10 protein-coding genes are annotated in these 11,140 nt (G+C 67.3%); 8 read left to right on the forward strand and 2 right to left on the reverse strand.

What is annotated here, in order from left to right:
* Position 1 precedes the first annotated feature (1 nt).
* Both RCF13_RS11930 and RCF13_RS11935 read left to right on the forward strand, forming a co-directional pair.
* Entirely contained in the window at positions 2–2,071 is a 2,070-nt protein-coding gene (locus RCF13_RS11930) for a tetratricopeptide repeat protein (RefSeq protein WP_072167383.1), read from the forward strand.
* A 10-nt stretch (positions 2,072–2,081) separates the two neighbouring features.
* Positions 2,082–2,693, forward strand: a complete 612-nt coding sequence (locus tag RCF13_RS11935; protein WP_134968123.1) for a YbhB/YbcL family Raf kinase inhibitor-like protein — start codon at positions 2,082–2,084, stop codon at positions 2,691–2,693.
* Positions 2,694–2,823: 130 nt separating this feature from the next.
* Here the strand turns inward: RCF13_RS11935 and RCF13_RS11940 are convergent, their stop codons facing one another.
* Both RCF13_RS11940 and RCF13_RS11945 read right to left on the reverse strand, forming a co-directional pair.
* Positions 2,824–3,651, reverse strand: coding sequence for an META and DUF4377 domain-containing protein (locus RCF13_RS11940; protein WP_134968124.1), 828 nt, complete (start codon positions 3,649–3,651; stop codon positions 2,824–2,826).
* 73 nt (positions 3,652–3,724) lie between these two features.
* Positions 3,725–4,519 carry an undecaprenyl-diphosphate phosphatase gene (locus RCF13_RS11945; RefSeq protein WP_061479399.1) on the reverse strand — a complete coding sequence of 265 codons (795 nt, stop codon included), beginning with the start codon at positions 4,517–4,519 and terminating at the stop codon, positions 3,725–3,727.
* A gap of 223 nt (positions 4,520–4,742) precedes the next feature.
* On the opposite strand from RCF13_RS11945, the gene glnA reads away from it, so the two are divergent.
* The 6 genes from glnA to RCF13_RS11975 all read left to right on the forward strand — a co-directional run bounded on the left by glnA (position 4,743) and on the right by RCF13_RS11975 (position 10,887).
* Positions 4,743–6,152, forward strand: a complete 1,410-nt coding sequence (gene glnA, locus RCF13_RS11950) for a type I glutamate--ammonia ligase (RefSeq protein ID WP_005420964.1) — start codon at positions 4,743–4,745, stop codon at positions 6,150–6,152.
* 320 nt (positions 6,153–6,472) lie between these two features.
* Complete coding sequence (locus tag RCF13_RS11955; protein ID WP_004134334.1) at positions 6,473–6,811, forward strand: P-II family nitrogen regulator; 339 nt, start codon at positions 6,473–6,475, stop codon at positions 6,809–6,811.
* Positions 6,812–6,833: 22 nt separating this feature from the next.
* On the forward strand, positions 6,834–8,264 hold the full coding sequence (gene amt / locus RCF13_RS11960) for an ammonium transporter (protein ID WP_134968126.1): 1,431 nt from the start codon (positions 6,834–6,836) through the stop codon (positions 8,262–8,264).
* A gap of 220 nt (positions 8,265–8,484) precedes the next feature.
* A complete protein-coding gene (locus tag RCF13_RS11965) occupies positions 8,485–9,231 on the forward strand; it encodes an N-acetylmuramoyl-L-alanine amidase (RefSeq protein ID WP_134968127.1) in 747 nt (248 codons plus the stop codon).
* Positions 9,232–9,298: 67 nt separating this feature from the next.
* Positions 9,299–10,465: an MltA domain-containing protein gene (locus RCF13_RS11970; RefSeq protein ID WP_134968128.1), complete on the forward strand. Its 1,167-nt coding sequence runs from the start codon at positions 9,299–9,301 to the stop codon at positions 10,463–10,465.
* Between the two features lie 107 nt (positions 10,466–10,572).
* On the forward strand, positions 10,573–10,887 hold the full coding sequence (locus RCF13_RS11975; protein ID WP_049435786.1) for a hypothetical protein: 315 nt from the start codon (positions 10,573–10,575) through the stop codon (positions 10,885–10,887).
* Positions 10,888–11,140: the final 253 nt, after the last annotated feature.

Genomic DNA, 11,140 nt, shown 5'->3' on the forward strand with positions numbered 1-11,140 from the left:
CATGCAAGACCAGATCATCCAAGCGTTGCGCCAGAACGAGGCCGACCAGGCCGTGCAGCTGGCCCAGGCGTGGACCCGTGATGAACCCGGCCAGGCCGAGGCCCACCGCTGGCTGGCGCTTGCGCTGCAGCAGCAGGGCAAGGCCGAGGACGCGATGGAGGCCCTGCAGCAGGCGCTGCAGCTGGCCCCGGACAACGCCCAGCTGCACCTGCAGCACGCTGGCCTGCTGCTGGCCCTGCGCCAGTTCGACGGCGCCGGCGAAGCACTGACGCGCACCACCGGGCTGGACCCGAACGCGTTCGCCGCGTACCTGATGCAGGCCCACCTGGCGATCGGTCGCAACGATTTCGATGAAGCGCAGCGCCTGTCCACGCTGGCCTCGCGTGTCGAACCGGACCACCCGGAGCTGCTGACCATCGATGGCATGATCGCGCTGCGCCGCGATGATGCCGATCGCGCGCTGACGCTGCTGTCGGCCGCCAACCAGGCCCTGCCCAACGACATCCGCGTGCTTTACGCACTGGGCTTCGCCTACCTGGGCAAGAACATGCTGGCCTTCGCCGAGCAGGCGTTCCGCCGCGTGCTGGAACTGAACCCGACCATCGCCTCGTTGCATGGCCTGGTGGTGCAGCTGGCCATGCGCCAGGGCAACCTGGAAGCTGCGGCAGAGGCGATGCAGATCGCGCTGCAGCAGGAAGGCCTGGATACGCCTTCGATGCGCCGCCTGGCCGGCGAACTGGCACTGCGCAGCGGCCAGCCGCTGCAGGCGCTGGAGCACCTGCTGCCGTTGCTGGAATCGCTGCCTGATGACCGCGACGTGCTGCAGCTGCTGCTGATGTCCTGGCAGCGCCTGGGTCGCGAAGACGAGGCCCGCGCACGCCTGGATGCCGCCCTGGAGCAGCACCCGCAGCTGCACGACCTGTGGCTGGCACGCCTGGCGGTGGAGGAGGTCGGCAGTGCCACCGCCGCCGCCACGGTCGAGCGCTGGATGGACGCGATGCCGGGCCACCTGCCGGCGCTGGAAGCGCGCCTGCGGCTGCACGACATGGTGGGCGAACACGCGCAGGCCGAAGCGATCGCCGAGCGTATCGTCAGCCTTGAACCGGGCCGCGTCAGTGGCGAAACCCGCCTGGTCGAAGGCCTGCTGCAGCGCGATCCGGCCGCTGCCGTCGCCCGCGTGCAGGCGCTGATCGGCATGGCGCCGGAAGGCCACCGTGCCGACCTGCGCACCTGGCTGGGCGAGATCCAGGATCGCGCCGGGCAGCACGAAGACGCGCTGCAGACCTGGCTGGCCCTGCAGGCCGACCAGGCCCCACAGCGCCTGCCGCTGCCGCCGCAGGCCAAGGCACCGCCGAGCTGGCCGGACAAGGGCGAGATCGACGGTGATGCCACTTCCGCGCCGATCTTCCTGTGGGGTGCGCCCGGGTCGGGCGTGGAGCGCGTGGCGACCGGCCTGGCTGCGGCCAGCCCGGTGCTGCGCAGCGACCGCTATACCTCCAACGCACCCGACGACGCGTTCCAGAACTACCACACGCTGCAGGACCTCGCTTCGGGCGTGTTGACGCCGGAGCGGCTGGTGCAGCGCTGGCGCGAACAGCTGCCGTCGCGCGGCGTGCAGGACGACGCGATCATCGACTGGCTGCTGTGGTGGGACAACGCGCTGCTGTGGGCGCTGCGCCCGCAGTTGCCGCAGGGCCGCCTGCTGGTGGTGCTGCGCGATCCGCGCGACATGCTGCTGGACTGGGTGGCCTACGGTGCCGCCGCACCGCTGGCGATGACCTCGCTGGCCGAAGCCAGCGAATGGCTGGCGCGCGCGTTGGCCCAGGTCGCCGCCCTGCACGAGGACGATCTGTACCCGCAGGTGCTGCTGCGCATCGACCAGATCGGCAACGATCCGCAGGCGATGGCCGAACTGCTGGGCCGACTGTTCGAGCGGCCGATGCCGCCGGCCGCGCAGCTGGGCGCGCCGCGCTTCCCGCCGGGCCACTGGCGCAACTACCGCGACGTGATGAGCGCCGCCTTCGCCAAGCTCACCCCGATCGCGGTGCGCCTGGGTTACCCGGAAGAGTGAGGACACGCCGATGCAACTGAGCAGCCACAGCCTGACCAACGGTGCACCGATCGACCGCGAATTCGCCGCAGGCGATGCCGCGGGCTTCGCACCGGACCGCAATCCGCACCTGGCCTGGAGCGATGTGCCGGAGGGCACCCGTTCGTTCCTGCTGGTATGCGTCGATCCGGACGTGCCGACCGTGCCGGAGACGGTCGGCCGCACCGACATGAGCGTGCCACGCGACCAGCCGCGCTGTGATTTCGTGCACTGGGTGATGGTCGATATTCCGGCTTCGGTGCGCGAGATTGCCGCAGGCAGCTGCAGCGACGGCTTCGTGGTGAAGGGCAAGACCACGCCGGCCGGGCCGGCCGGCAGCCGCCAGGGCCTGAACGACTTCACCGGCTGGTTCGCCGGCAACCCGGACATGGCCGGTGACTACCTGGGCTACGACGGCCCCTATCCGCCGTTCAATGACGAGCGCGTGCACCGCTACTTCTTCCGCGTGTTCGCGCTGGACGTGGCATCGCTGCAGCTGCCGGCACGCTTCAGCGCCGCCGACGCGTACCGGGCCATGCACGGCCACGTGCTGGCCGAAGCGGCACTGCACGGTACCTACACCTTGAACCCCGCATTGGCCTGAGCGGGCAATGTGCTTCTGTAGAGCCGAGCCCATGCTCGGCTGCTTTTCCCGATAGACAGCAGCCGAGCATGGGCTCGGCTCTACAACGCACAATGAAGAAGGGCGGCCTTTCGGCCGCCCTTCTGTCGTTTTACTTCTTCTCGATGGCCGACTCGACCACCATGTCCAGCACATACGCCTGCGACGGCGCATCGGCCGGCGGGTTCTTCACTTCGTAGCGCTTCACGCGCACCACGTTGCGCACGCCGTCTTCGTGGGTGTAGCCCTCGATGTTGCCGTAGAAGTTCTCGAACTTGCCCGGCTCACCCTGCTTCAGGCCCTTGTCGTCGAACTTCACTTCGCGCACCTGCAGGCACTGGTAGTCCGGAATCAGCGGGTGCGAGCACTTCTCGGTCTTCGCGGCCACTTCCAGGAACACGGTTTCGCCGGCGCCGCCGTAGCGGGTTTCAGCGGTCGGTTCCGGGTTGAACACCAGCACGTCGCCCTTGGCGTTGGTCAGGGTCAGCTTGCCATCGGCATCCTGCTCGGCCTTCAGTTCGCCCTGCAGGCGGCTCGACACGGCTTCGTCCAGCGCCATCAGCGCCTTGTCGGTGCAGGCCATCATGGTCGAGGCCATCGCACTGACCGTCAGCTTGCCGTCGGCCAGGGTGTAGCCGCCGCCCATGCGGTTGCAGGTGTTGCTGACCGACAGGCGGCCCTCAGCGAAGTCCAGGGTGACCGGCTTGTCTTCGCGGGCGAACAGCGCGTCGATGCGCTTGCCGTCGGCGCCGGTGGCCTGCTGCAGCAGCCAGTGCTGGCTCTGCAGGCGCTGCGCATCCAGGTGCGCCAGCGTCTGCTGGTCCGCTGCCTTGGTCGCGGCCGGGGCCACGTCGTCGCCGCCATTGCCGGCCGGGGCCGGGGTCTGGCTGCAGGCGGCCATCAGGGCCAGCGGGAGGAGCAGGGTGAGCTTGCGGTTCATGGTGATTCTCCTTGGGGAACCGTGGGGGAAACGGGGTGGGGCCGGCCATGGGGTTACCGTGCCCCAGTGCTGTTCAGCTGCCGGAGGGCAACCACAGCAGCAGCGCCGCGCCCAGCGCGATGCGGTAGAGGGCGAAGGCGGTGAACCGGTGCGACTTGATGTAGCCCATCAGCCACTTCACTACGACGAAGCCGGTGACGGCCGCGGCAAGGAAGGCCACGCCCACCTCGGTCCAGTTCTCGCTGCCCAGCTGCCCGTCCCTGGCCAGTTCCAGGAAGGTGTAGGCGCTGGCGGCGAACATGGTGGGAATGCCGACCAGGAACACGAACTCGGCGGCAGCGGCGCGGCGGCTCAGGCCCAGCAGCATGGCCAGGAAGATCGCCGAGGCCGAGCGCGAGGTACCGGGGAACACGCCCGCCACCACCTGCGCCAGGCCGACGCCGATCGCCACGGTCCAGGTCACCTGGTCGCGGTCGGGCAGGCGCGCGGTGTAGGCCTCCACCAGCAGCATCCAGGCGCCACCGATGATCAGTGCCCAGGCCACCGGGCTGACCGTCTCCGGCAGCGACCAGCCGGCCTTGCGCACCACCAGGCCGACCACGGCGGTGACCAGGAAGGCGGCGCCCAGCTTGAACAGGTACTCACGGTTCCCGCGTTGGTTGAAGCCGGTGGCCAGCTGCAGCAGGCGCTGGCGGAACACCAGCACCACGGCCACGATCGCGCCAGCCTGGATGACGATGTTGAAGAAGTCCGAGCGGGCACCCAGCCAGTGCTGGGCGATGAGCAGGTGGCCGGTGCTGGAGATCGGCAGGAATTCGGTCAAGCCTTCGAGGATGCCCAGCAGCAGGGCGGAGAGCAGGTCGGACATGGACGGTGCGGGCACGCGCGGCGGAAGGAAGAAGGTCGAGAGGATAGACGATCCCTGCTGCACCAAACGGGTGCGTCTGATGGCGGGTGCACCGGTTTGGTGCGCACCGTTCTGCACCAGCGCGGGGCAGCCATATTGAAATCAACAACTTGCGGGTATCAAAAAGTTGGCACGGTCATTGCTGTACCTCAGCAGGCATTCATCCCCATCCGAGGTCGTACCGATGTCCGTGGAAAACGTTGAGAAGCTGATCAAGGACAACCAGATCGAGTTCGTCGATCTGCGTTTCGTGGACATGCGTGGCGTCGAGCAGCACGTCACCTTCCCGGTCAGCATCGTCGAACCGTCGCTGTTCGAAGAAGGCAAGATGTTCGACGGCAGCTCGATCGCCGGCTGGAAGGGCATCAACGAATCGGACATGGTGCTGCTGCCGGATCCGTCCAGCGCCTACGTCGATCCGTTCTACGCCGATCCGACCATCGTGATCAGCTGTGACATCCTCGATCCGGCCACCATGCAGGCCTATGGCCGCTGCCCGCGCGGCATCGCCAAGCGTGCCGAGGCCTACCTGAAGTCCTCCGGCATCGCCGAAACCGCGTTTTTCGGCCCGGAGCCGGAATTCTTCATCTTCGACTCGGTCCGTTTCGCCAACGAAATGGGCAACACCTTCTTCAAGGTCGACTCGGAAGAAGCGGCGTGGAACAGCGGCGCCAAGTATGACGGCGCCAACAGCGGCTACCGTCCGGGCGTGAAGGGCGGCTACTTCCCCGTCCCGCCGACCGACACCCTGCACGACCTGCGCGCGGAAATGTGCAAGACCCTGGAACAGGTCGGCATCGAAGTGGAAGTGCAGCACCACGAAGTGGCCACCGCCGGCCAGTGCGAGATCGGCACCAAGTTCAGCACCCTGGTGCAGAAGGCCGACGAGCTGCTGCGCATGAAGTACGTCATCAAGAACGTCGCGCACCGCAACGGCAAGACCGTCACCTTCATGCCCAAGCCGATCGTCGGCGACAACGGCAGCGGCATGCATGTGCACCAGTCGCTGTCCAAGGGCGGCACCAACCTGTTCTCCGGTGACGGCTACGGTGGCCTGAGCCAGCTGGCGCTGTGGTACATCGGCGGAATCTTCAAGCATGCCAAGGCCATCAATGCCTTCGCCAACTCGGGCACCAACAGCTACAAGCGCCTGGTGCCGGGCTTCGAGGCGCCGGTGATGCTGGCCTATTCGGCCCGCAACCGTTCGGCGTCGTGCCGCATTCCGTGGGTCTCCAACCCGAAGGCGCGCCGCATCGAAATGCGCTTCCCGGATCCGATCCAGTCCGGCTACCTGACCTTCACCGCGCTGATGATGGCCGGCCTGGACGGCATCAAGAACCAGATCGACCCGGGTGCACCGAGCGACAAGGACCTGTACGACCTGCCGCCGGAAGAAGAGAAGCTGATCCCGCAGGTCTGCTCCTCGCTGGACCAGGCGCTGGAAGCACTGGACAAGGATCGCGAGTTCCTGAAGGCCGGCGGCGTGATGAGCGATGACTTCATCGACGGCTACATCGCGCTGAAGATGCAGGAAGTGACCAAGTTCCGCGCGGCCACCCACCCGCTGGAATACCAGCTGTACTACGCCAGCTGACCGGGCGCGATGGCGGTGGGTTCCCCCTCCCACCCGCCGCCATCGCCTCCGTTCTCGCGGCTGGGGAGCCGCGGTTGTAGGGGGTCAGATCCGTTTCGCGCCGCGAAAGGGCTCTGACTCCACCCAGGGGCAAGAGAGAGACCGGATACGCGACCAGGGCCGCCCTCCCTCCCGCGTCGGTCGTGCAAGGAGAGAGGCACGGCCGTCCCGGCCCTGTACGTGTCCGGTGCAACAGCCACGGTCATCACCCTGATGACCTGTGGTTGCCTGATGCCAACGCGCGCTGGCGCGCTGGCCCCATCCACCATCGGGACATGCGCATGAAACTGATCTCCGCCATCATCCGACCGTTCAAGCTCGACGAGGTCCGCGAGGCCCTGTCCGATGCAGGCGTGTCGGGCATCACCGTGACCGAAGTGAAAGGTTTCGGTCGCCAGAAGGGCCACACCGAGCTGTATCGCGGCGCCGAGTACGTCGTCGATTTCCTGCCCAAGATCAAGATCGAAACGGTGGTCACCGACGAGCGTGCCGACGCGGTGATCGAAGCGATCCAGTCGTCGGCAGGCACCGGCAAGATCGGTGACGGCAAGATCTTCGTCACCGCCGTTGAACAGGTCATCCGCATCCGCACCGGCGAAATCGGTGCCGACGCGCTGTAACCCCCTTCCGGAGATTCCCCCCATGAAGATGCGCCTTCTCACCGGGTGGCAAGCCCGGTTCCACCTGGTGTGCCTGCTGATGCTGCTCAGCGCGCTGGCCGCCGGTGCCTGGCCGGGCAGCGCCCACGCCCAGGCCCAGGTCTCGCCGTTGCCGAGCGAAAGCGTGGCGGTCGAGCCGCTGCACGATCCGGCCGCCAGCGCCGCTGCGCCGGCCGTGGCCGAAGCGGCCGCCGCCTATGATCGTGGCGACGTCGCCTGGATGCTTACCTCTACGTTGCTGGTGCTGCTGATGGTGGTGCCGGGTCTGGCCCTGTTCTACGGCGGACTGGTGCGTTCGAAGAATGTGCTGTCGGTGCTCAGCCAGATCCTGGTGGTGTTCTCGCTGGTGCTGCTGCTGTGGGTGGCCTACGGCTACAGCGCGGTGTTCAGCGCGGGCAATCCATTCTTCGGTTCGTTCACCGAGTTCGCCTTCCTCAAGGGCTTCACCCCGGATTCGGTGGGCAACACGCCGATCAAGGGCCTGCCGGATTACCTGTTCGTCGCCTTCCAGTCGACCTTCGCCGGCATCACCACCGCGCTGATCGTCGGTGCCTTCGCCGAGCGCATCAAGTTCCGTGCGGTACTGCTGTTCTCGGCACTGTGGTTCACCCTCAGCTACATCCCGATGGCACACATCGTCTGGGGCGGCGGCTACCTGGGTGAACTGGGCGCGATCGACTTCGCCGGTGGCACCGTGGTGCACATCAATGCGGGCGTGGCCGGCCTGGTCGGCGCGTGGTTCGTCGGCAAGCGCCTGGGCTACGGCCAGACCGCGCTGAAGCCGCACAACGTGCCGTTTACCTACATCGGCGCGATGCTGCTGTGGGTGGGCTGGTTCGGCTTCAATGCCGGTTCCGCCGCCGCCGCCGATACGGTGGCCTCGCTGGCCTTCCTCAACACCGTGCTGGCCACCGCTGCTGCCGTGCTTGGCTGGACCCTGGTGGAGGCGATCGGCAAGGGCAAGCCGTCGGCGCTGGGTGCGGCCTCGGGTGCGGTGGCCGGGCTGGTCGGCATCACCCCGGCCTGTGGCACCGTCGGGCCGCTTGGCGCGATCGTGATCGGCTTTGTCGCCGGCGTGGTCTGCGTGTGGGGCGTGACCGGTCTCAAGCGCCTGCTGAAAGTGGACGACACGGCCGACGTGTTCGGTGTGCATGGTGTCGGCGGCATCGTCGGCGCGATCCTCACCGGCGTTTTCAGTGCACAGTCGCTGGGCGGTACCAAGGCCGATCTGGATATCGCCCATCAGGTGTGGGTGCAGGTGGTCAGCGTCGGCTTGACCGTACTGTGGTCGGCGGTGGTGACCGCGGTCATCCTGCTGGTGGTCAAGGTCGTGGTCGGCCTGCGCGTGACCGAAGAGGCCGAACGCACCGGCCTGGATGTGACTTCGCACGGCGAGTCTGCCTACGAGGCCTGAGGCAGCGGTGCACGGACGGGGTGGGTGCCGGCCGTTGGTCGGCACTTCCCCGTCCTGGTTCTGATAGTTGCCAAGCTTGCTTGGCACAGGGTCTGGGTCTGCTCTGGTGAGTGCCGACCGTTGGTCGGCACAGCCCGAGTGGCGCATCCACGCCTGGCGCGGATCAACAGAATCTATCTTGTGGCATGCATCATCGCGCCTGATCACGCACAATCAGGCCATGCACCCGATCCGCACCACTGTGATGCTCTCGGCCTGCCTGCTGCTGGCCGCCTGCGCTTCCACGCCACGAGAGACGCGCAACCCGCTCGCCACCTGGGTGCCGTCACCCAACCAGAACGCGCGCACGCCGGTCATCATCGTCATCCACCATACCGATCAGAAATCGGTGCAGCAGAGCCTGCGTACGCTGCGCACCGCCAACAGTGGCGGGCCGGTCAGCGCGCACTACCTGATCGGCGCCGATGGCCATCGTTACCAGCTGGTCGCTGATGAACGCCGTGCCTGGCATGCCGGCGCCGGGCGCTGGGGCACCATCACCGATCTCAACTCGGCCTCGATCGGCATCGAACTCGACAACGATGGCCGCAGCCCGTTCAGTGCGGCACAGATCGAATCGCTGATCCTGCTGCTGCGTGATCTCACCACGCGCCTGAACATCCCGCCGCGCCAGGTGATCGGCCATGCCGACCTGGCGCCGACGCGCAAGCAGGATCCGAGCCGCTTCTTCCCGTGGCAACAGCTGGCCGAGGCCGGTTTCGGCGTCTGGCCGCGCGCGGCCGACGGCGCGGCACCGGAAGGCTTCGACGCGTGGAATGCGCTGGCCCGCTTCGGTTATCCGCTCGACAACCGCGAAGCCACCGTCGCCGCCTTCCACCGCCGCTTCCGTGGCCGCGACGACCTGCCGAAGACGCTGGATGCCGAGGACGCCCGTATCCTGCATTCGTTGCTGCTGCAGATGCCGTGACCCCGCGCATGAACGCTTGACCCCGCGCTGGGTTGCCGCCCAGCGGCCAGCACTCCACCATGGCGGCATGATCGATTCCGCTACCTTCTTCAAGCGCAAGCACTGGACCCTGTTGGCAGCGGCGGTGCTCGCCGGTTGCGCCACCACCGCTCCCCGCACGGGCTCCGAAGCGCCGACGCCGACCTCGTCGCCGGCGGCCACCTACGCCAAGGGCGACTGGAAAGCCCTGCCAGCGGTCTCGGACAGCGATCTGCAGGCCGGCTTCGTTGCCTGGCGCAGCAGCTGCACCCGCCTGAAGAATGATGCGGTCTGGGCCAAGCCATGTGCCACCGCCGCGACGGTGGCGGACAAGGACCCGGCCGCGATCCGCCAGTTCCTGCAGCGCGACCTCGATGCCTACGCGCTGCGTGCCGGTGGCCACCAGGCCGACGGGTTGATTACTGGCTACTACGAGCCGATCTACCCCGGCAGCCTCACCCGCACCGACAAAGCGACGGTGCCGGTCTACGGCACGCCGGATGATCTGGTGGTGGTGCAACTGGACAGCCTCTACCCGGAACTGAAGGGCAAGCGCCTGCGCGGTCGCGTCGAAGGCAAGGTGCTCAAGCCCTATGACGACGCCGGTACCATCGCGGCCAAGGGCGCCAAGGCGCCGGTACTGGCCTGGCTGACCGACCCGATGGACCTGCAGCTGCTGCAGATCCAGGGGTCTGGCCGCGTGCGCCTGGCCGATGGCAAGCAGGTGCGGCTGGCCTATGCGGAACAGAACGGCCACCCGTACCGCGCGATCGGTCGCTGGCTGGTGGACCAGGGCCAGCTGAAGAAGGAAGACGTCACCATGGACGCGATCCGCGCCTGGGCACGGGCCAACCCCGCGCGCGTACCGGAACTGCTGCGCAGTAACCCCAGCTACGTGTTCTTCGTGCGCAACCCGGACAGCCCGGAGGGGCCACGGGGTTCACTGAACGTGCCGCTCACCGCGGGCTACAGCGTGGCGGTGGATCGCACCGTGGTGCCACTGGGCAGCCTGCTGTGGCTGTCCACCACGCGCCCGGACGGCACCCCGGTGGTGCGCCCGGTGGCTGCGCAGGACACCGGCGGCGCCATCGCCGGCGAAGTGCGCGCCGACCTGTACTGGGGCAGCGGCGATGCCGCCGGCAAGCTGGCTGGCGACATGAAGCAGAAGGGCAACATCTGGATGCTGTGGCCGAAGGGCGTGCCCCTGCCCAACTGAACCGGCAAGGGTCGGATCCCTTCCAAAGGAAAGGGCTCTGACCCCGGATGCCTGATAATGGCGCCATTCCGTACTTTCCGGCCGCGCCTGCGGCCAGGGCTCCTGCAATGACCTACGCAAAGCACAACGCAAGATCCGGCGCGAAATCCGCCGCAAAGAAGTACTACAAGCACTGGGCCGAATCGGGCCTGGGCAAGGGCAATGTGCTGATGGAAGCGCGCGGCGAGAAGATCGTGCGGCAGGTGGAAATCTACGGGACCAAGATGGTCTGGGCCGACGAGCATGCCCACAGCGACGACCGCTTCCTGCTGGCCGACCAGCCAGTGTCGTTCCTGGATTTCGACGAGGACGACGAAATTTCCGCGCGTGAATTCGAAGCCGCCTGGAAGAAGGCACGGGAAGCCACCGGCTACCCGGTGTAGTCCCCCTCGCCACCCGTCTTTGTAGAGTCGAGGGCCCCCCCCCCGGCCGGTTGCCGCACCCCACGGGCGGGGGGCCCCACCACACACCCCAAAAATGAAAAGAGTATTAAAAAAAAAATATATTTAATTATAAAAAATTTTAACCTGCGGGGTGTGCCCCCCCGCCCCCGGCGGGCCGGCGGGCCCCCCGCGGGGGCGGCGGGCCCCTCGACTCTACAAAGACGGGTGGCGAGGGGGACTACACCGGGTAGCC

Source organism: Stenotrophomonas maltophilia group sp. RNC7, from assembly GCF_030910085.1.
GTDB classification, from domain to species: domain Bacteria; phylum Pseudomonadota; class Gammaproteobacteria; order Xanthomonadales; family Xanthomonadaceae; genus Stenotrophomonas; species Stenotrophomonas sepilia.

Coding starts and splice junctions, on each gene's coding strand:
- RCF13_RS11965 (WP_134968127.1), top strand. CDS start 8,485: ATGCACCCGATCCGCACCACTGTGATGCTCTCGGCCTGCCTGCTGCTG.
- RCF13_RS11955 (WP_004134334.1), top strand. CDS start 6,473: ATGAAACTGATCTCCGCCATCATCCGACCGTTCAAGCTCGACGAGGTC.
- RCF13_RS11930 (WP_072167383.1), top strand. CDS start 2: ATGCAAGACCAGATCATCCAAGCGTTGCGCCAGAACGAGGCCGACCAG.
- RCF13_RS11945 (WP_061479399.1), bottom strand. CDS start 4,519: ATGTCCGACCTGCTCTCCGCCCTGCTGCTGGGCATCCTCGAAGGCTTG.
- amt (WP_134968126.1), top strand. CDS start 6,834: ATGAAGATGCGCCTTCTCACCGGGTGGCAAGCCCGGTTCCACCTGGTG.
- RCF13_RS11970 (WP_134968128.1), top strand. CDS start 9,299: ATGATCGATTCCGCTACCTTCTTCAAGCGCAAGCACTGGACCCTGTTG.
- RCF13_RS11935 (WP_134968123.1), top strand. CDS start 2,082: ATGCAACTGAGCAGCCACAGCCTGACCAACGGTGCACCGATCGACCGC.
- RCF13_RS11975 (WP_049435786.1), top strand. CDS start 10,573: ATGACCTACGCAAAGCACAACGCAAGATCCGGCGCGAAATCCGCCGCA.
- RCF13_RS11940 (WP_134968124.1), bottom strand. CDS start 3,651: ATGAACCGCAAGCTCACCCTGCTCCTCCCGCTGGCCCTGATGGCCGCC.
- glnA (WP_005420964.1), top strand. CDS start 4,743: ATGTCCGTGGAAAACGTTGAGAAGCTGATCAAGGACAACCAGATCGAG.